Below are 18498 nucleotides of genomic sequence, written 5' to 3'. Positions count from 1 at the left end.
GCCGCCCCCACGGCGCCCGCCCTTCCGCGGCTATTCGAGCCTGCGGGCCATCGTGAGGCCGTCCCCGATGGGGAGGATCACCAGTTCGACCCGCGCGTCCCGGGCCGCGTGGCCGTTGAACGCGCGGATGGCCCGTACCGCCTCGTCCTGCCGGCTCTCGTCGGCGACCTCATACGACCACAGGGTGTTGTCGGCCAGCAGGACACCGCCCGGCCGCACCCGCGGGACGAGTTCCTCCCAGTAGCCGACGTAGCCGCCCTTGTCGGCGTCGATGAAGGCCAGGTCGAAGCGGGTGTCGCCGGGGAGGCCCCGCAGCGTCTCCAGCGCGGGCCCCAGCCTCAGCTCGATCCGGTCGGACAGCCCGGCCCGTTCCCAGTACCGCCGGGCCACCGACGTCCACTCCTCGCTGACGTCGCAGCACAGCATCCGCCCCCGGATGCCCCGGGCGAGGCAGATCGACGAGTAGCCGGTGAAGGTCCCGACCTCGACCGCGTCCCGCGCCCCGGCCACGCGGGCCAGCAACGTCATGAACGTGCCCTGCTCCGGCCCGATCTGCATCCCGGCGCTGTCCCCGAACCGCTCCGCCGTCTCGGCGGCCAGCTCGCGCAGCAGGTCGTCGGGGCCCGTGCCGTGCGCGACGATGTAGTCGTGGAGTTCGGGGGTCAGCCGCCCGCTGCGTCTCGTCATGATCTCCAGCATCCCGGCTCGCTCCCCGTCCGCGCGGCTCCGCCACACGGCGGCGCCGTCCTTTACTTCGCCCCCGTCCGGACTCGGCCACACCGGAGTCCGCCACGGCCGCCCAGGCGTCCTAGGAAAAAGGGGGCGAAATGTCGAATCTTGGTCGGAACATCGCCAGCTACGTCTGGGCGCTCAGCCCGTGCTTCACCCTGGGGCTGGGGAGCCCGCTCACCTTCGCCATCGCGGGGAGCCGGCTGAGGTCCTGGCCGCACTGGCTGGCCGTGGCCTTCTACACCGCCGTCGTCGTGGCCATGATCGCCAGTCCGGTCGACGGCTGGGGGGAGGCCGTCTTCGCGATCGGCCTGCTGCTGTCGGGGCTGGGCGGGACCGCCCACGCGTTCGCCATCCGGCAGCGGGTGTTCTTCCCCTCCGCCAGTCCCTTCCAGCTGGCGGAGGCGGCGGCCCGGCACCGCCGCGAGCTGCGCCGCTGGGGGGCCGAGCTGGCCGAGCGCGAACCCCTGACCGCCAGGGAGATGCGCATCGGCCGCCCCGACCTGCCGCGGCACTACGACGACGGAGGGCTCGTGGACGTCAACCACGTCCCCGCCCACGTGCTGGTGGGCGCCCTCGGCCTCACCGACGAGGACGCCCGGCGCATCGTCGAAGCACGCGAGCAGTGCGGGGGTTTCGTCTCCGCCGAGGAGGTCGCCGCCCTGACGGGCCTCCCGCCCGCCCTCACCCCCCACCTCGCCGAGTACGGCGTCTTCCTTCGCTAGGCGTGTTCCCGGGCCCGGCCTACGGCGCCCGGACCTGGCATCCCTCCGAACCGCGGCAACGGGGATCGGCCGGCATCCGTGTGAGGGCAGCGGGGAACTCCGCCCACACCGCGGTGCCGGTCCGGGCCTCGTCCACGCCCCAGTCCAGGGCCAGCGCCTCCACCAGGAGCAGCCCGCGGCCGTTCTCCCCGAACGCCTCCGCCACATGGGGCTTACCGGCGGCTCCGCCGTCGTCGACGACCGTGACCCGGACGACCTCGCGCTTCACCGCGACGACCACGCCGATCCGCCCGCCCTTGCCCGACGCGGTGTGCTCGCAGGCGTTCGCGACCATCTCGCTCACGCACAGGTCGATGTCGCCCTGCACGTCCTCCGCCACCGTGAGGCAGGTCCTGGCGATCCGTCCGACGAAGGCCCGCGCCTCGGGAGCCGACCTCGTGACGCCCGGCAGGCTGATCGCGCCCAGCACCCTCCCGCCCGCCTCGCAGCAGGAATCCGGCCGCGGGCAGACCCGGCTCTCACTCGGCGTCATCGGCTCACTCCCTTCGGTAAGCAGAATGAAGCGCCAGGTGGGAACGCACAATCGCGTACCCCCACAAAGGGAGGCGCGGAAGTTGGGAGGCGAGTGGAACGGGACGCCCCCATCCCACCGTTCATCTGACAATCAGTAATTGATCAATCACAATACGCGCATGGCTACACGGTCCCCCTCCGTCCGGATGCGGAGGCTCGGTGCCCAGCTGCGCAGGCTCCGCGAGGAGCGCGGGCTCGACCTCGGCGAGGCCGCCGACTTTCTCAAGATCTCCGGAGCCGCGCTGAGCCGAATGGAGAACGCCCAGGTCATGACCCGCAGGCACGAGGTCGAGTACATCCTCATGAAGTACGGGGTCGAGGACGAGCACCTGTGCGCCTCCCTGCTCGGCCTCGCCGCCGCGGGCCGTTCCCGAGACTGGATCCAGCGCTACAAGACGCTGTCCCCGGGAGAGGGCGCCGGAGAGTTCGTCCGGCTGGAACGGGACTCCTCCACGATCCGCGAATATCACCCCATCGGTATTCCTGGATTGCTCCAGACGCCCGAGTACGCGCGAGCGGTGATGGAGTCGCTCCCGGACGGGCGGACCTCCGACCTCGCCGCCTGGGTCGATTTCCGGATGGCGCGCAAGGAGGTGCTCACCCGCCCCAATCCGGCGATCTTCATCGCTGTGGTCGGTGAGGCCGCACTACGGCAGAACATCGGAGGGGCCCAGGTTCTCCAGGGGCAGCTCCGCTACCTGCACTCGGTGTCCGAGCAGCCCAATGTCCACCTCCAGGTCCTCCCGTTCAGCGCCGCCGGGAATCCCGGCCATGACGGGGGATTCATCCTCCTGGACGTCGCCGTGGGTGATTTCACCCTCGTGTTCCTCGACGGGCTCCGTCGTGCTCTCTTCCTGGAGGAGGACGAGGACGTCGACGCCTACCGGACGGCTTTCCAAGCGCTCAGCGACACCGCCCTCCCTGCCGTGGAGTCACGCGAGATCATCCACCGGTTCATGCAGGAGGCTTGAGCACGCGTGGGCCGGGACCGGAGACACGACCCAGGACCGGCGAGCGGGGGACGCGGCGAGCGGCGCCATGGGCTGGGACATCCTGGAACGGCTCATCGGCCTGGGCGCCGGAGCCCGACCCGGATGGCGCGGAGAGACCGCCGGCATCCGCGGCGCCTCGGCGAAGGTCGGGTCGACGACAAGATGCTGCGAGGTGGGACGTTGGGCGCCGGCCGGCGGGCGGGCCGCCGACGCGGCCGGGGAGGCGAGCGTGCTGTGGCTGGGTGGGGCGCTGGCGGCCCTGGCGCTGGTGGTGGCCGGGGCCGGGGCCGGGGCCCGCCGGGGCGGCCCTTGGAGGACTCTTGTCCGGGTTTTCGGGAGTCGCCGGGAACATCGGCCGCGGCACCGTGGTTACATGTGATGGCCGGTGTGCCTGGAGTCCCCGGGCCTCACCTATAGCCTTCGCGGAATACCGTCCGGCTGGAGCCGCGTTGTGCCTTCCGCCGAGAGGCGACCCGCACACCGGCGCAGACTTCGACCCCGTCAGGCTCCTGGCCTGGCGGGGTCGGGTCGTCTGTGGCGATGGGAGACTCTCCGCATGAGTCTCGCGGCACATCTGGAGGAACTCGGCCGGCCCCTGGTCGAGGAACAGCTCGGGCATCCGACCGTGGCGGGCATCGCCCGCGGCGACCTGGACGAGGCCGTCTTCCGATCCTGGCTGGAACAGGACTACCTCTTCCTGCTCGACTACGTACGCGTCTTCTCCCGGCTGGCCTGGCAGGCCCCGTCGGCCCACCTCGGCGATCTCGTCGACCTGGCGCACGCGACGTACCACGACGAGCTGTCGCTGCACCGGTCGCTGTCGGCCGGGTTCGGCGCCGACCTGGACGGGGCGGTGAAGGGCCCCGCCTGTGCCGCCTACACGACGTTCCTGCTGGACAGCGCCGCCTCGTACGGCGAAGGGCTGGCCGCGCTCTACCCCTGCATGTGGGGGTACTCCACGCTCGGCGCCCGGCTGGCCGAGGATCCGCCCGCCGAGCCGCGCTACCGGCGCTGGGTCGACACCTACGCCGACCCCGGGTTCGCCGAGCTGACCCGGCGGGTGGCGCAGATGATCGACGAGGCCGCCCCGGACCGCGCGGCGGCCGAGAAGGCGTTCCTGGAAGGGATGCGGCACGAGCTGGCGTTCTGGGACGTCCCCCTCTGAGCGCGGCGGCTCACCGGGACGCCGCCTCCAGGCTGGGGTAGTCGATGTAGCCCTCCGCGCCGCCGCCGTACTCCAGGTGCTCGGCGCGCGGGGCGAGCGGGGCGCCGGTGGCGAAGCGCGCGGGCAGGTCGGGGTTGGAGATGAACAGGCGCCCGAACGAGAAGACGTCGGCCAGGCCCGCGTCCAGGACCTCTTCCCCCGCCTGCCGCGAGGTGGGCTCGGGGCCGTTGAAGTTGCCGATCAGGGTGCCGGGCCAGAGCGGGCGCAGGTCGGCCAGCGCGCCGTACGCGCCGCGCTCGATCACGTGCAGGTACGCGAGCCCGAGGGGCGCGACGGCGCCGAGCAGGGCGCGGTAGGTCTCCCGCGGCGTCTCCTCCGCGATCTTGTTCTCGGGGTTGTCGGGGGAGATCCGCAGGCCCACCCGCTCGGGACCGACCGCGTCCGCCACCGCCTCGACGACCTCGACCGCGAAGCGCAGCCGCCCGTTCAGGGAGCCGCCGAAGCGGTCGGTGCGGCGGTTGGTGTTCTCGGCCAGGAACTGCTGGACGAGGTAGCCGTTCGCGCCGTGCACCTCCACGCCGTCGAACCCGGCCCTGATCGCGTTGCGCGCCTCGGCGGCGAAGGCCGCGACGGCGGCCTCGGCCTCGGCGGTGGTCATCGGGCGCGGGGTGACATGGTCGAGCCGCCCGTTCCGGGTGTAGATCGACTCGCCGGTGATCCGGACCGCCGAAGGCGCGACCGGCACCTCCCCGTCCGGCAGCGTGACCGGGTGGGTCATGCGGCCGACATGCCACAGCTGGGCGAAGATCCGCCCGCCCGCCGCGTGCACGGCCTCGGTGACCGGGCGCCAGCCCGCCACCTGCTCCTCGGTGACCAGGCCGGGGATGCCGGGGCCGGCCTTGCCCAGCCGGTCGGACCAGATCCCCTCGCTGACGATCAGGCCCGCACCGGCCCGCTGGGCGTAGTACGTCGCGGTCAGGGGGCTCGGAACGCCGGTGACGTCGTCGGCGCGGCCCCGCGTCATCGGCGCCATCGCGATCCGGTTGGGCAGGCGCAGGTGCTCGCCCTCGTACGGGAGCAGGAGCGGGCTGGGGCGTCGGTCGGACATCGCGATCCCTCCAGATGCATGTACGTACATGAATTGCATGTACATGCAGATATTGAGCGTGCATGTACCATTTGTCAACAGGGAGGCCACCATGACGGCAAGGGACTCAGAGGTCTGGGACGGGATCGTGACCCTGCACGGGCGCGTGGAGCACGAGCTGGCCAGGGCCGTCCAGCGGCGGCACGGGATCGGGCTGTCGGAGTACCGGGCGCTGTGCCGGCTCGCGGTGGCCGAGGACGGCGAGCTGCGGATGCAGGAGCTGGCCGACCTCATCGGGCTCAACCAGAGTTCGGTCAGCCGCCTGGTGGCCCGCCTGGAGGCGGCCGGCCTCACTCGCCGCGCCCACTGTCCCAAGGACCGCCGCGGCGTCTACACCGTCATCACCGAGGAGGGACGGGCCGTCCAGGAGAAGGCGTCCCCCACCTACCACGAGACCCTCCACGAGGCCCTCGGCGCAGCCGCGGAGGACCGCGACCTAGGCCCGCTGGTAGCCGTCCTACGCACCTGACGGGGCCACCCCCTTCGCCTCTGGCGGCGACGCCCCTCCGTGCCTGACGGCGATGCCCCTTCGCCCCTGGCGGCGAGGAGATTTTGCCTGGAACGGAAACGGCGCCCCACCGGGTTCGGTGGGGCGCCGCTCGCCGTACGGGCGGTCAGCGGGCCGCCGTGGCGGCCTCCTTCGCCGGAGGCTCCGGCCGCGCCTGCTCGGGGACGGCACCGTCACCGGGCGCGGAGGCGGTGAGCGGCTTGAAGCCGCGCAGCCGCAGGCTGTTGCTGACCACGAAGACCGAGGAGAACGCCATCGCCCCTCCGGCGATCATCGGGTTCAGCAGCCCGGCGGCGGCCAGCGGGAGGGCGGCCACGTTGTAGGCGAAGGCCCAGAACAGGTTGCCCTTGATGGTCCGCAGCGTGCGGCGCGACAGCCGGATGGCGTCGGCGGTGGCCCGCAGGTCGCCGCTGATCAGCGTCAGGTCGGCGGCCTCGATCGCCACGTCGGTGCCGGTGCCCATCGCCAGGCCCAGGTCGGCCTGGGCGAGCGCGGCGGCGTCGTTGACCCCGTCGCCGACCATCGCCACCGTACGGCCCTCGTCCTGCAACCGCTTGATCACGTCCACCTTGCCGGCGGGCAGGACCTCGGCGATGACCTCGTCGATCCCGACCGCGTCCGCCACCGTCCGGGCCACCGCCTCGCCGTCCCCGGTGAGCAGGACGGGCCGCAGCCCCAGGTCGCGCAGCCGCGCGATCGCCTCGGCCGAGGACGGCTTCACCTCGTCGGCCACGGTGATCACGGCCTGGGCGGCGCCGTCCACACCGACCGCGACGGCGGTGTGGCCCAGTTCCCGGGCGTCGTCCATCGCCCGCTCCAGCTCCGGCGTGAGGTGCTGCGACCACTCGGCCAGCAGCCGCGGGCGGCCGACCAGCACGCCGTGCCCGTCCACCAGGCCCTGCACGCCCAGGCCCTCGACGTTGGCGAAGTCCTCGACCGTGCCGAGCGAGCCCGCGCGTTCGGCGGCACCGGCGGCGATGGCCCGGGCGATGGGGTGCTCGGAGGCGTTCTCCAGCGCCCCCGCCAGACGGAGCACCTCCTCCTCGTCCACGCCCTCGGCCGTGACGACCTTGACCATGGCCATCTTGCCGGTGGTGACGGTGCCGGTCTTGTCCAGGACGACCGTGTCGACGGCGCGGGTGGACTCCAGCACCTCCGGTCCCTTGATCAGGATGCCGAGCTGGGCGCCGCGGCCCGTGCCGACCAGCAGGGCGGTGGGGGTGGCCAGGCCCAGCGCGCAGGGGCACGCGATGATCAGGACGGCGACCGCGGCGGTGAACGCGGCGGCGGCGCCGGCGCCGGTCCCGATCCAGAAACCCAGCGTGGCGGCGGCGATGGCGATCACGATGGGGACGAAGACCCCGGAGATCCGGTCGGCCAGCCGCTGCACCCGCGCCTTGCCGTTCTGGGCCTCCTCCACCAGCCGCGCCATCTGCGCCAGCTGAGTGTCGGACCCGACCCGGGTCGCCCGGATCACCAGCCGCCCGCCGGCGTTCACGGTCGCGCCCGTGACGGCGTCGCCCGGCGCGACCTCCACCGGGACCGACTCGCCGGTCAGCAGGGAGGCGTCCACCGCGGACGAGCCCTCCTCCACCACGCCGTCGGTGGCGATCTTCTCGCCGGGCCGGACCACGAACCGGTCGCCGACGGCCAGCGCCTCGACCGGGATCCGCTCCTCGCGCCCGTCCCGCAGGACCGAGACCTCCTTGGCGCCCAGCTCCAGCAAAGCCCTCAGCGCGGCTCCGGCACGGCGCTTGGACCGGGCCTCGAAGTACCGCCCGGCCAGGATGAACGCGATCACCCCGGCGGCGGCCTCCAGGTAGATGTTCATGGACCCGTCGGTACGGGTCATCGAGAACTCGAAGCCGTGCCGCATCCCCGGCTCGCCGGCCGTGCCGAAGAACAGCGCCCACAGCGACCAGCCGAACGCGGCCAGCGTGCCCACCGACACCAGCGTGTCCATGGTCGCGGCGCCGTGCCGCAGGTTGGTCCACGCGGCCTTGTGGAACGGCCACCCGCCGTACACCACCACGGGCGCGGCCAGGGTCAGCGACAGCCACTGCCACGACTCGAACTGGAGGGCCGGGATCATGGCCATCGCGATCACCGGGACCGCCAGCACGACCGACGTGACCAGCCGCTGGCGCAGCGGCCGCAGCCCGTCGTCGGTGGCGCCGACGTCCGCGGACCCGTCCGGCCCCTCCGCTGCCTTGGGCGGCGGGGGCGGCTCGGCGGTGTACCCGGCCTTCTCCACCTGCGCGATCAGCTCGTCGACCGAGACGCCCTCGGGAAAGTCCACCCTGGCCTTCTCGGTGGCGTAGTTGACCGTCGCGGTCACGCCCTCCATCTTGTTCAGCCGTCTCTCGATGCGGGCGGCGCACGAGGCGCAGGTCATCCCGCCGATCGCGAGCTCGATCCGGTCGGACGTGTCGCCCGTGCCCATCGCTTCCTCCTCCATGAACGTCTCTGGTCGCCGAGCGGGATGTCAGCCGTGCTCGTGGTCGTGCCCGTCCCCGCCGCTCTCACTCGGCGCGGGGGTGGGGGTACCGCCGGTCTTCCCGGGGTTTCCGGCCGTTCCGGCCCGCGCCGTGAACTCGGCGGTACGGACCTTGCCTCCGTGCTGGAAGTCCAGGTAGAGACGGTACGCGCCGGAGCTGGGCACCTCCGCGTAGAAGGTGATGGCGGGTCCCGGCCTGGTCTTGCCGTCGCCGGGCTCCCCGTCCGGGTGGACGTGGAGGTAGGCCAGGTCGCGGTCCCGGAGGGCCACGAGATGACCGTACGCCTCAAGGTAGGGCTCCAGGTCGGTGACCGGCGCGCCGTCCTTGCTCACCGTGAGCGTGAGCTTGCTGGACCGGCCCGGTTCGAGCGTCCCGTCCAGCCTGACCTCGTAGCCGTCGACCTCGGCCACCTGCGCCGCCTCCGGCAGCGGAACGGGCTCGAAGTCGCCGGGGGCGCTGACGTCGGTGCCCAGGGTGAGCTGCTTCGCGGCCCCCTCCGGCTGGACGTCGGCGAAGAAACGGTAGGCGCCCGCGTCCGGCAGTGTCAGCGGGATCGTCCAGACGCCGCCGCCGGCCTCGGTCGGATGCAGGTGCTGGAAACCGGACAGATCGCGGCGGGCCACGATCAGGTGCAGCTTCTTTCCGTGGAGCAGCGTGTACCGGGTCACCGGCTTGCCGTCCGGGCCGTCGATGGTGAACCGGAAGTCGGTCTCCTTCCCGGCCTTCACGGTGGTCGCCTCAGGGCTGAAGGTGTAGCCGTCCTGGGAGACCTGGAGCCCGCCCGGAACGGGGGTAGGGGTATCTCCTCCGGCCGTCCCGGAGCCCGAGCCGGAGCCGCCGTGACCGGAGTGCCCCCCGCCCTGGCCCTGCCCGTTCCCCTGCCCGCCCGCCTCGGCCGCGGCGCCGACGGGACCGGTCACGTTGCCGATCCCGACGGCGCCGCCGAAGACGGCGGCCAGGCCGAGGGCGAAGGCACCCAGCTTGGTCGCGGTGTTCATCTCACGCCTTCACTTGGTATCCGGCCTCCTCGACGGCCGCCTTGATGTCGGCGTCGTCGAGCGGGCCGTCGCTGGTCACGGTCACCGTGCCGGTCTGGAGGTCGACGTCCACGGCGCTCACCCCGGAGACCTGGCCGACCTCCTCCTTGACCGAGCTGACGCAGTGGCCGCAGGTCATCCCGGCGACGGTGTAGGTGGTGGTGCTCATCGGCGCTCCCTTCGATGTACCCCAGGGGGGTATCTGGCGGACCTCATGCTGGCACAACCCTTCCGTCTTGGCAACCCCTACCCCCTAGGGGTTATTCCGGCGAGCCGCGCATTGTTCCAGGGCCTCCGTGACCGAGAAGTTATCCACAGGTCGCGGGCCGTCACCGTGGACGATCTTCATAGGGATTTGTCCTTCTTTATGCGCCTGTATCCCGCCAAGGGGCTGATCGGGTGGGCTCACGGCCGCTTTCCCACAGAGTTGTCCACAGGCTTCCACAGGGATGTGGACAGGCCCCGGACACGGATACATTGAGGCATGCCCGAGCTTCCCGAGGTCGAGGCGCTGGCCGGCTTCCTGCGCGAGCGCGCGACCGGCCACGCCGTCGCCCGTGTCGATGTTCTCGCCATCCAGGCGCTGAAGACCTACGATCCGCCGATCACGTCGCTCGGCGGGCTGACCGTCACCGGCGTCGCCCGGCACGGCAAGTTCCTCGACCTCGACGTCGACGGGCTGCACCTGGTGGTGCACCTGGCCCGTGCGGGCTGGCTGCGCTGGCGCGAGGAGATGCCCTCCAGGCCGGTACGGCCCGGCGGCAAGAATCCGCTGGCGCTGCGCGTCCACCTCGACGACGGGTCCGGCTTCGACCTGACCGAGGCCGGCACCAAGAAGGGCCTGGCCGTGTACGTCGTCCGCGATCCCCGGGAGGTCCCGGGCGTCGCCTCCCTCGGCCCCGACCCGCTGGACGAGGCGTTCACCCCCGAGGCGCTGCACGCGATCGTCAAGGGCAAGCGGACCCAGATCAAGGGGCTGCTGCGCGACCAGAAGGTCGTCGCGGGCATCGGCAACGCCTACTCCGACGAGGTGCTGCACGTGGCCCGGATGTCCCCGTTCAAGATCGCCTCATCGCTCACCGAGGAGGACGTCCGGGGCCTGCACGAGGCGATCGTCGGCACCCTGCGCGACGCCGTCGAGCGTTCGCGCGGGCTGGCGGCCCAGGACCTCAAGGGCGAGAAGAAGACCGGCCTGCGGGTGCACGCCCGTACGGGCCAGAAGTGCCCGGTGTGCGGCGACACCATCCGGGAGGTCTCGTTCGCCGACTCCTCCCTGCAGTACTGCCCCACCTGCCAGACCGGCGGCAAGCCCCTGGCCGACCGCCGCATGTCCCGGTTGCTGAAATAGGCCGTATTTTCAGCCCCGGTCTACGGCGCTCGCCCGGCGGCGCTCGCCCGGCGGCTCGCGCCTGACGGGCCTTGGCGAGCGGGACATCGCTTCGCGATCTGCCCAGCGAGGCTCGCCTCCGGCATCGCCCCACCGGGCAGCCAGCGCGCTCGGCTGAGGCCACTTCGAGGCAAGCTCTAGCTGTGAGCCAGGCCCCTAGCTGTGCTGTCCCGGGACGGATCGAACGGCCGCGGGGGGCTGTTCGCCGAAACGTTGCCTCAATAGACCAGGCGGTTGCCCCAATAGACCGGGCAGTTGCCTCAAGGGGCCAAGCAATTTGGACAGATCGGGTAGGGCTCGGAGGGTGGATGTTCCCGACTCCCCGGCCACCCGGGCCCGGCCACGGGCACGGCTCCGCCCACGCCCACGACCGGGGCCGACGGCGGGCGCGGTGGGCGTCCGCGCGGCCCCGGTCCGCCGTGGGCCGGTGCGGTCAGCCCTTCGGAAGATCCCCGAAGAGCGGGGCGACCTTGCTCCAGCGGCTCATCTCGCAGCCGTCGGTGCGGGTGAACTTCACGTCCACCGGCTTGGCGTGCCAGGTGCCCTTGACCGTGGCCACCTGGGGGCCGCCGTAGATCTTGGTGCACATCTGGTCGGCGGGCGGGGGCTTGAAGGGATCCCCGGCCTTGGTGAGCGCCGCGCACGCCTGCGCGGCCTTCGGGTGGTCGCCGCCCGCCGGGTCGCAGTTCAGCTTCCAGGTCGTGGCAGGCGCCTGCGGGGACGCCTTGACCTGGACGGTCAGGCTGTTCTGCCCCTCTCCAGGAGAGGGTTGGACCGAGGTGGTGGCGGAGGGCTGGTCAGCGGGTGGGGTGGCCTGTTCGGAGCCGCAGGCCGCCAATGACAGGATCATGGCTAGGCCGGGCGTCGTGAAAAGGAGCGTCCGATACCGCATGAGACATTCGACGCAGCACCGGTCCACACGGTTCCATGGAGGTGTGATGATTTTCAGGGACGATGTCCCGGCGGTCGACGCGAAGGACGTTCCGCAGGACGCGTACCTGCTGGATGTGCGCGAGCAGGACGAGTGGGACGCGGGTCACGCGCCCCACGCGGTGCACATCCCGATGGGACGCCTGAGCGACCGCGCCGGTGAGGTGCCCCGCGACCGGGAGGTCTACGTGATCTGCCGGTCCGGCGTACGGTCGGCGCAGGTCACCGTCGCGCTCAACCAGGCCGGCTGGCTGTCCAAGAACGTCGACGGCGGCATGAAGCGCTGGGTGGAGGCCGGGCGGCCGATGGAGACCGACTCGGGAGCGCCGCCCTACGTCGCCTGACCCGCGGAGTGCCCAACGCACCGGCGCCTGAACACCCAGTACCTGACCCGCCGGGCGGTGGGCCGCCGGGGCGCTGAGCAACCGGTACCTGACCTGCCGGGCGCTGAGCCGCTGGGGGGTCTGAACGCCGCGCACCTGAACGTCAGGCGTTCACCGAGCACCTGCCCTGCCGGGCACCCGAACGCCGGGTACCCGAACGCCGGGCGCTGCTCCATGTCCGGCGCGGGGCAGTGGTTTTGCGTGATTTGCCCCTGTACGATCTGCTCGACCGATATCCGCGGGAGCTCGGGCCGACCGGGCTGAGAGGGCGACAGTATGTGGCGTCGCCGACCGCATGAACCTGTCCGGGTAATGCCGGCGTAGGGAGTGTGTCCCTTGACGTCCGAGGTCGATTCCAAGGTCGGTACCGAGGCCGGTTCCAAGGCGGGGCGGCGTTCGCGCGACGAAGCCCCCTTCACCCTCGACGAGCCTGCGCCCAAGGTCCTGGGCTTCTGGGACCAGGGCGCCTTCTGGGCCAACCTGGGGGTCAGCCTCTTCGCGTTCTCCGGCGCGTACACCGTGCTGGCGCCCGACGAGAACGGGCGGCCGACGCTGGCGATCGCCGCCGGGATCGTGGCGATGATCGTGGGCACCGCGCTCGGCGGCCTCATGCTGGGGCTGGCGGCGGCGCCGGGCGCCCGTACCGGGCAGCCCGCGATGGTGCTGCTGCGCGGACTGTTCGGGGCCCGGCTGTCGTACGTGCCGACCGTGCTCAACATCGCGCAGCTGATCGGCTGGGGCACCTTCGAGCTGATCGTCATCGCGGACGCGGCGAGCGCGCTCTGGGACGGGATACCCCGGTGGGGGTACGTGATCGCGGCCGGGATCCTCACCACCGTGCTGACGATCTGGCCGCTGGGCTCGGTCCGGATGCTGCGCCGCTACGTCACGGTGGCGGTCGGGATCGCCCTGGTCTACTTCTACGTCCAGCTCGTCCGCGAGCCGCTGCCCGATCTCACCGAGGGTTCCTGGGGCGGCTTCTGGATCGGGGCGGACGCGGCGCTGGCCGTGTCGATCTCGTGGGTGCCGGTGGCCGCCGACTACACGCGCCACGCCCGAACGGCCCGCGGGGCTTTCGGTGCCGCCGCCGTTGGATATTCGGTCACCCAGATCATCGCCTACGTTCTCGGCCTGCTGGCGCTGGCACTGGTGGCGGGCGACTCCTCGAAGGTGTTCGACCCGTTCCTGCACGTCACGCTGGGCGTGCTGTTCTTCGCCGTCTTCGTCCTGCGGGAGGCCGACCAGTCGTTCGCCAACGTCTACTCCACCGCGGTATCGATCCAGAACCTGGTGCCGCGCGCCGACCGCCGGGTGCTGACGGTCGCCCTCGGCGCCGGGATCACCGGGCTCGCCCTGGTCCTGAACATCGGGGACTACGCCGCCTTCCTCGCCCTCATCGGCTCGGTGTTCGTACCGATGCTGGGCGTCCTGGCCGCGGACTTCTACCTGGGGCGGGGCCGCTGGCGCGCCGCGATCGGCACCGGGGACGTCCGGGGGCTCGGCTGGAACACCTCGCGGACCGCCCCGTCCCGCTGGGGGATGATCGCGGCCTGGGCGGTCGGCTTCGCGGCGTACCAGCTGATCTACCCCGGCGGAGTGAGCTGGTGGGCGGGCTTCTGGCAGGACGTGCAGGGCGTGCTGCATTTCACACCGCAGAGCTGGATGAGCGCCTCGCTGCTGTCGTTCCTGGTCGCCGGTGTGGTCACGGTCGTGATCGGCCGGCTGCCCCGGCGCGGCACGGGGACCGCCCCCGACGCCGGTCGCGAGGCGGCCGGAGACCGTTGATCCGGGCGTTCCCAGGGCCCTGACGTGGCGTTCCTCCGGTGAGCTGGGGAAACATGTGAGAACTTTTCAGGGGAGGTTGCCCGGCGAGACCCGGAGCCGCGGTGGCACGATGACAGACGTGCAGACCGTTCACGATCCGATCGCCCGCGCCGTCATCGAGTGCGCGGCGGACGCGATCGTGGCCGTCGACGAGGCGTTCAGGGTCACGGTGTGGAACCCGGCGGCCGAGCGGATGTTCGGCTGGCGGGCCGAGGAGGTGCTCGGACGGCCGCTGCCGAACGTGCCGGACGAGCTCAAGGCCGAGTTCAACGCCGTCCAGGAACGGCTGCTCACCCGCCGTTCCGGCGAGGGCGGCCGGATCTCGATCGCCACCCGCCGGTTCCACCGCGACGGGCGCCTGATCGACGTGCGGATCGACACCAGCCTGCTGCGGGCCCGGGACGGCGCCCCGCTCGGCTGGGTGGGGGTCTACCACCCGGTCAAGGACGACGAGGCCGTCCAGCACCACATGGCCGAGCGGGCCCGGCTGGTGCGCCGGCTCAACGACATCGTCGCCGACCTGAACGCCGAACTGGACCTGGCGGTGGTGCTGGACCGGATCACTGCCGCGCTGATCGAGCTGACCGGCGCCGACGCCGGCGGGTTCGTCCGGATCGAGGACGGGCGGCTGCGGCTCGTCAGCCTGTCCGGGCTGCCCGACCACCTGCGGGGGACCACCGCCGACCTGCGGTCGAGCCTGGTCGGCGAGCTGCTGAGGTCCGGCAAGACGGTCAAGCTGACCACCGGTGAGCGGCGCCTGGACGATCTGGTCTGGTCCGAGCTGCCCGGCCTGCACACGGTCGCGCTCGGCCTCTCCTACCTGCAGAACCGTCCGTACGGGGCGCTGTACGCGCTGTTCTCCGGACGCAAGGTCGGCCACACCGAGCTGGAGCTGCTGGAACTGCTGGCCGGGCACGCCGGGGTGGCGGTGGGCAACGCGGTCGCCTACGCCGAGGTGGTCCGGCAGCGGGCGCACGAGCGGGCGGTGACCGACGCCAGCGCGGACGGCATCGCGGTGCTCGACCGCGACGGGCTGGTCCGGCAGTGGAATCCCGCCGCGCACGCCCTCACCGGGATCGCGCCCCGCGACGCGGTGGGGCGGGAACTGCCGTTCGAGATCCCCACGCCCGGCGAGACGCTGACGATCCCGCTGGAGTCGGGCGTCTGGCTGAACGTGCTCGCGGCGGAGATCGAGGAGACCGGCGAGCTGGTGGTGGACTTCCGGGACGTCACCGAGGCCAAGGCGCTGGAGGATGCCAAGGACCTCTTCCTCGCGACCACCAGTCACGAACTGCGCACGCCGGTGACGGTCGTGCAGGGGTTCGCCAGCACGCTGGCCAACCGGTGGGACGAGATGACCGACGCCGACCGCCGGTCGGCCGTGGCGACCATCGCCGAACGCGCCCAGTCCCTGGGCCGCCTGGTGGAGCATCTGCTGCGCGGCGCCCGGGCGGGGGCCGACGAGCTGGCGGTCACGATCGAGCCGTTCGACCTGGTCAGGGTGCTGGAGGGCGTGGTCGCGGGCTTCCGCTCGCTGTCGGACCTGCACCCGGTCGATCTGGAGATCGCCCCCGGCCTGCCGCGGGCGTTCGGGGACGCGCTGGCCACCGACATCATCCTGGGGCAGCTGCTGGAGAACGCGGTCAAGTACTCCCCGGACGGTGGCCGGATCCTGGTCCGGGCCTGGCCCGAGGAGAAGGAGCTGGTCGTCACGGTGGAGGACGAGGGGATCGGCATCGACCCCGCCGACCTCGACCGGATCTTCGAGCGGTTCGTCCAGGGCGAGGCGGGCGACCGCCGCCGGTTCGGCGGTATCGGACTCGGCCTCTACATCGTCAAACGGCTCACCGAGGCGCAGGGCGGGGAGATCTCCGCCGGTCCTGCCAAGCCCGGCGAGCCCGGCCGCACCGGTACGCGCATGTGCCTGAGGCTGGCCTCCGCGGGCTGACCCCCCTCACCCGGCATCCCCGCCGCCCGTTCCGTGGTCTGTCGCGGGCGTCCGTTCTGTCTGCCGTTCACCCGGTTTTCACGGAGTGACAGCGGCGGCCGGATGTGGCCGTGGCCTGGGGCGGACGTGTCCGTTTGTCACCTGGCGGGCTGGTCGTCGCGGTGGGCGGGCTCGCGGGGCCGGAGCGGCGGGCACGTTGGGAACGTTCCCGGCAACACGGGTGTGACGGACGAAACGTGCGCGTGAGGAGTAATCCAACGGCGGGTGGATAGATCCCTAATGGATCTCGCAACGGGGCGAACGCCGGATCTGGCCTTGAACGGGGGTGATGACCGTGACTGAACGGTCCGTCACTCGTTGGTGGGGAAGTAGGGTGTTTCGTCCAGGTTTCCGGCTGTTGAAACCAGGGCATTTCGGTCGTACCGGAAAGTGCGGCTGAGGACGGGAGCACGGGAGGTGAGGGCGTCGAGCGTCGTACTGCTGCCACACGCGCCGTCCAGCGTCGCACTAGCCCGGCGGCGCCTCCGCTCGGAGCTCTTCGCCCTGGGCCTCTTCGAGGCGATCGTCGACGACGCCACCGTCATCGTCAGCGAACTCATCAGCAACGCCCTCCGGCACGCCCGCCCGCTGCCCTCCGGCCAGGTCCAGCTCACGTGGATCCGCAACGGCGACCTCATCGAACTCGCGGTCAGCGACGGCGGCGCGATGACCGAACCCAGGCGCGGCCCCGGCACCCTCTCCTCGCTGGGCGGCCGGGGGCTCGGCATCGTCGAGGCCCTCGCCGAGGGCTGGGGCGTCCGGCACGAGGACGGCTCCACCACCGTGTGGGCCGTCATCCGGGTGTCCATGTCGGCGAACGCGCAGACCTCCGGCCCCTCCGTCGTAATGCCGCGACTGGGAGGCTTCGGCGACCTCACCGGCGGGCCCGGCCCGCTCGACGACCTCCGCGACGGCGGCCGGCCCGAGGCCGCTTCCGGCCGGGCCTACCCCGCCTGACGTCCACAGGCGGCCCCCGGCTGTTCTTACACTGTCCCGACCTTGTAAGGTCCTCTTCAAGCTCGGGCGCTGTCGTGCCCCCGTCGACACCGCCCGAGCACTCCACTTCGCATGCCCCCGGCGCCGTCCACGGCCCGGGGGCTTTCGCGTGGGAGGCGCGCGCCCACCGCGAAACCCTCGGGCGGGCGGCGGACCGCGCCTCAAATGGACCGCGCCTCAAATGGACCGCGCCTCAGACGGAGCGGGCCTCAGACGGAGCGGGCCTCAGACGGACCGCGCCTCAAGGGGAGCGCGCCTCAGGCGGGCGGCGGATCGCGGAGGATCGGGCAGGACATGCAGCGCGGCCCGCCCCGGCCGGTGCCCAGCTCGCTGCCACTGATCCTGATCACCTCGATGCCGGCCGCCTCCAGCTGGGCGTTGGTCTCGATGTTGCGTTCGTACGCCACCGCCAGGCGCGGCGCGATCGCCAGCGTGTTGTTGCCGTCGTCCCACTGCTCGCGTTCGGCGGTGACCGGATCGAGCCCGGTGTCGATCAGCTTGAGCCGGTCCAGGCCCATCGCGTCGGCCGCCGCCTCCAGGAACGGGCGCGGCTCGGCCACCCGCAACTCCCCGCCGTCGGCGGTGACGGCGTAGGCGGTCAGGGAAGAGGCCATCGGCGGGTACATCAGGACCGTGTCGACGTCGACCATGGTGCACACCGTGTCGAGGTGCATCGTGGCCCGCTCCTGGGCGATCGGAACGGCCAGGACGGTGTGGGCCAGCCCGGCGCCCAGCACCCGGCGGGCCAGCCGTTCCACCCCCGCCGGCGTCGTGCGCTCGCCGGTGCCGACCGCGAGGACACCGGGGGACAGCAACAGGATGTCGCCGCCCTCCACATGCTCCAGCGACCGGTCGTACACCGGCTCCACCCCGGCGAACCGCGGATGGTGCGCGTAGACCAGGCCGGTCAGCGCCGACTCGGGGCGGCGCGCGGGCATCGCCAGGCTGGTCACCGCCACCCGGTCGCCGATCCACGCGCTGTTGTCCCGGGTGAACAGCAGCCCCGGCAGCGGGTCGATGATGAAGTCGTGCCGGTCCATCAGCCGGTAGACCAGGCCGTGCCCGGCCTTCAGCTCCTCGTGCGCCAGTCCGGCGATCAGGACCTGGGCCAGGACCTCCGGATCGAGGTCGCGCAGGTAGCCCTCGACCACCTTCCGCAGCTGGTCGCCCCAGCGGCCATCGTCGATCACGCCCGCGATCGCGACGTCCCGCGCCTCCTCGTACTCCAGGGCGTCCTGCAGGAGTTCGGTCAGGTAGAGGACCTCCACCCCGCGTTCGCGCAGCGCCTGCGCGAACGCGTCGTGCTCCTCCTGGGCCCGGCCCGCCCAAGGGATCGCGTCGAACAGCAGCTTGTCGCTGTTACGGGGGGTGAGCCGCTTCAACTCCGCGCCGGGACGGTGCAGCAGCACCGTGCGCAACCGCCCGACCTCGCTGGTGACCCGGTGCTCATAGGTGTGCGTCACACTGCGAGTCTAGGTGCCCACTTGATCAGCCAGAATCCGCCGGCCCGGGCTGTGTCGCCGTTCGCCGGTGTCCGCCTGGAACGCTGCCAGGGTCTGTCGGATGGGCTGTCTCCCTGTTGCTGGTGGCGGCCCGAGACGGAGCCAGGGGCCGTTC

At 71.9% G+C, this 18498-nt stretch carries 17 protein-coding genes and 1 riboswitch; of the genes, 9 read left to right on the top strand and 8 right to left on the bottom strand.

Going from position 1 to position 18498, the window contains the following annotated elements:
- Positions 1 to 30: 30 nt before the first annotated feature.
- Positions 31 to 687 (bottom strand): O-methyltransferase, encoded by a 657-nt coding sequence (locus IW256_RS31460; RefSeq protein WP_197014399.1) that lies wholly within the window; start codon positions 685 to 687, stop codon positions 31 to 33.
- Positions 688 to 827: 140 nt separating this feature from the next.
- Between IW256_RS31460 and IW256_RS31455 the strand changes: the two genes are divergently transcribed.
- Complete coding sequence (locus tag IW256_RS31455) at positions 828 to 1454, top strand: ComEA family DNA-binding protein (RefSeq protein WP_197014398.1); 627 nt, start codon at positions 828 to 830, stop codon at positions 1452 to 1454.
- A 19-nt stretch (positions 1455 to 1473) separates the two neighbouring features.
- Here the strand turns inward: IW256_RS31455 and IW256_RS31450 are convergent, their stop codons facing one another.
- The gene (locus IW256_RS31450) at positions 1474 to 1986 is read right to left on the bottom strand and encodes an ATP-binding protein (RefSeq protein ID WP_197014397.1); all 513 of its coding nucleotides are present in this window, start codon (positions 1984 to 1986) and stop codon (positions 1474 to 1476) included.
- Positions 1987 to 2146: 160 nt separating this feature from the next.
- Here IW256_RS31450 and IW256_RS31445 point away from each other — a divergent pair, with 160 nt between their 5' ends.
- Both IW256_RS31445 and IW256_RS31440 read left to right on the top strand, forming a co-directional pair.
- Positions 2147 to 2998, top strand: coding sequence for a helix-turn-helix domain-containing protein (locus IW256_RS31445; protein ID WP_197014396.1), 852 nt, complete (start codon positions 2147 to 2149; stop codon positions 2996 to 2998).
- Between the two features lie 577 nt (positions 2999 to 3575).
- Positions 3576 to 4184 (top strand): TenA family protein, encoded by a 609-nt coding sequence (locus IW256_RS31440; RefSeq protein WP_197014395.1) that lies wholly within the window; start codon positions 3576 to 3578, stop codon positions 4182 to 4184.
- Between the two features lie 10 nt (positions 4185 to 4194).
- Here the strand turns inward: IW256_RS31440 and IW256_RS31435 are convergent, their stop codons facing one another.
- Positions 4195 to 5292 carry an alkene reductase gene (locus tag IW256_RS31435; RefSeq protein ID WP_197014394.1) on the bottom strand — a complete coding sequence of 366 codons (1098 nt, stop codon included), beginning with the start codon at positions 5290 to 5292 and terminating at the stop codon, positions 4195 to 4197.
- Between the two features lie 91 nt (positions 5293 to 5383).
- Between IW256_RS31435 and IW256_RS31430 the strand changes: the two genes are divergently transcribed.
- Positions 5384 to 5800, top strand: a complete 417-nt coding sequence (locus IW256_RS31430; protein WP_197014393.1) for a MarR family winged helix-turn-helix transcriptional regulator — start codon at positions 5384 to 5386, stop codon at positions 5798 to 5800.
- Between the two features lie 145 nt (positions 5801 to 5945).
- Here the strand turns inward: IW256_RS31430 and IW256_RS31425 are convergent, their stop codons facing one another.
- Genes IW256_RS31425 through IW256_RS31415 form a run of 3 tightly spaced genes read right to left on the bottom strand, consistent with a single transcriptional unit; the run spans position 5946 to position 9543 of the window.
- On the bottom strand, positions 5946 to 8282 hold the full coding sequence (locus IW256_RS31425; protein WP_197014392.1) for a heavy metal translocating P-type ATPase: 2337 nt from the start codon (positions 8280 to 8282) through the stop codon (positions 5946 to 5948).
- Positions 8283 to 8324: 42 nt separating this feature from the next.
- Positions 8325 to 9335: a hypothetical protein gene (locus IW256_RS31420; RefSeq protein WP_197014391.1), complete on the bottom strand. Its 1011-nt coding sequence runs from the start codon at positions 9333 to 9335 to the stop codon at positions 8325 to 8327.
- Position 9336: 1 nt separating this feature from the next.
- The gene (locus tag IW256_RS31415) at positions 9337 to 9543 is read right to left on the bottom strand and encodes a heavy-metal-associated domain-containing protein (protein WP_197014390.1); all 207 of its coding nucleotides are present in this window, start codon (positions 9541 to 9543) and stop codon (positions 9337 to 9339) included.
- A gap of 315 nt (positions 9544 to 9858) precedes the next feature.
- On the opposite strand from IW256_RS31415, the gene IW256_RS31410 reads away from it, so the two are divergent.
- Positions 9859 to 10722, top strand: a complete 864-nt coding sequence (locus IW256_RS31410; RefSeq protein WP_197014389.1) for an Fpg/Nei family DNA glycosylase — start codon at positions 9859 to 9861, stop codon at positions 10720 to 10722.
- A 472-nt stretch (positions 10723 to 11194) separates the two neighbouring features.
- On the opposite strand, the gene IW256_RS31405 is transcribed toward IW256_RS31410, so the two are convergent.
- Positions 11195 to 11611 (bottom strand): SSI family serine proteinase inhibitor, encoded by a 417-nt coding sequence (locus tag IW256_RS31405; protein ID WP_231404011.1) that lies wholly within the window; start codon positions 11609 to 11611, stop codon positions 11195 to 11197.
- 91 nt (positions 11612 to 11702) lie between these two features.
- Here IW256_RS31405 and IW256_RS31400 point away from each other — a divergent pair, with 91 nt between their 5' ends.
- The 4 genes from IW256_RS31400 to IW256_RS31385 all read left to right on the top strand — a co-directional run bounded on the left by IW256_RS31400 (position 11703) and on the right by IW256_RS31385 (position 16842).
- Positions 11703 to 12035 (top strand): rhodanese-like domain-containing protein, encoded by a 333-nt coding sequence (locus IW256_RS31400; RefSeq protein ID WP_197016670.1) that lies wholly within the window; start codon positions 11703 to 11705, stop codon positions 12033 to 12035.
- Between the two features lie 267 nt (positions 12036 to 12302).
- Positions 12303 to 12418, top strand: a riboswitch (TPP riboswitch).
- A complete protein-coding gene (locus IW256_RS31395) occupies positions 12411 to 13859 on the top strand; it encodes a purine-cytosine permease family protein (protein WP_197014387.1) in 1449 nt (482 codons plus the stop codon). (Overlaps the previous riboswitch by 8 nt.)
- A gap of 109 nt (positions 13860 to 13968) precedes the next feature.
- The gene (locus IW256_RS31390) at positions 13969 to 15846 is read left to right on the top strand and encodes a PAS domain-containing protein (RefSeq protein WP_197014386.1); all 1878 of its coding nucleotides are present in this window, start codon (positions 13969 to 13971) and stop codon (positions 15844 to 15846) included.
- 456 nt (positions 15847 to 16302) lie between these two features.
- Positions 16303 to 16842: an ATP-binding protein gene (locus IW256_RS31385; protein WP_307829242.1), complete on the top strand. Its 540-nt coding sequence runs from the start codon at positions 16303 to 16305 to the stop codon at positions 16840 to 16842.
- 296 nt (positions 16843 to 17138) lie between these two features.
- Here the strand turns inward: IW256_RS31385 and IW256_RS31380 are convergent, their stop codons facing one another.
- The gene (locus IW256_RS31380) at positions 17139 to 18344 is read right to left on the bottom strand and encodes an arginine deiminase (RefSeq protein ID WP_197014385.1); all 1206 of its coding nucleotides are present in this window, start codon (positions 18342 to 18344) and stop codon (positions 17139 to 17141) included.
- Positions 18345 to 18498 lie beyond the last annotated feature (154 nt).

It is taken from the genome of Actinomadura viridis (genome assembly GCF_015751755.1).
Taxonomy (GTDB): domain Bacteria; phylum Actinomycetota; class Actinomycetes; order Streptosporangiales; family Streptosporangiaceae; genus Spirillospora; species Spirillospora viridis.
This window is presented reverse-complemented; position numbering and strand designations above follow the sequence as displayed.

Excerpts from the sequence above, each read along its gene's own strand:
- IW256_RS31425 (WP_197014392.1), bottom strand. The coding sequence starts at position 8,282 with ATGGGCACGGGCGACACGTCCGACCGGATCGAGCTCGCGATCGGCGGG.
- IW256_RS31445 (WP_197014396.1), top strand. The coding sequence starts at position 2,147 with ATGGCTACACGGTCCCCCTCCGTCCGGATGCGGAGGCTCGGTGCCCAG.
- IW256_RS31390 (WP_197014386.1), top strand. The coding sequence starts at position 13,969 with ATGACAGACGTGCAGACCGTTCACGATCCGATCGCCCGCGCCGTCATC.
- IW256_RS31415 (WP_197014390.1), bottom strand. The coding sequence starts at position 9,543 with ATGAGCACCACCACCTACACCGTCGCCGGGATGACCTGCGGCCACTGC.
- IW256_RS31410 (WP_197014389.1), top strand. The coding sequence starts at position 9,859 with ATGCCCGAGCTTCCCGAGGTCGAGGCGCTGGCCGGCTTCCTGCGCGAG.
- IW256_RS31460 (WP_197014399.1), bottom strand. The coding sequence starts at position 687 with ATGACGAGACGCAGCGGGCGGCTGACCCCCGAACTCCACGACTACATC.
- IW256_RS31405 (WP_231404011.1), bottom strand. The coding sequence starts at position 11,611 with ATGATCCTGTCATTGGCGGCCTGCGGCTCCGAACAGGCCACCCCACCC.
- IW256_RS31440 (WP_197014395.1), top strand. The coding sequence starts at position 3,576 with ATGAGTCTCGCGGCACATCTGGAGGAACTCGGCCGGCCCCTGGTCGAG.
- IW256_RS31455 (WP_197014398.1), top strand. The coding sequence starts at position 828 with ATGTCGAATCTTGGTCGGAACATCGCCAGCTACGTCTGGGCGCTCAGC.
- IW256_RS31450 (WP_197014397.1), bottom strand. The coding sequence starts at position 1,986 with ATGACGCCGAGTGAGAGCCGGGTCTGCCCGCGGCCGGATTCCTGCTGC.
- IW256_RS31430 (WP_197014393.1), top strand. The coding sequence starts at position 5,384 with ATGACGGCAAGGGACTCAGAGGTCTGGGACGGGATCGTGACCCTGCAC.
- IW256_RS31435 (WP_197014394.1), bottom strand. The coding sequence starts at position 5,292 with ATGTCCGACCGACGCCCCAGCCCGCTCCTGCTCCCGTACGAGGGCGAG.
- IW256_RS31420 (WP_197014391.1), bottom strand. The coding sequence starts at position 9,335 with ATGAACACCGCGACCAAGCTGGGTGCCTTCGCCCTCGGCCTGGCCGCC.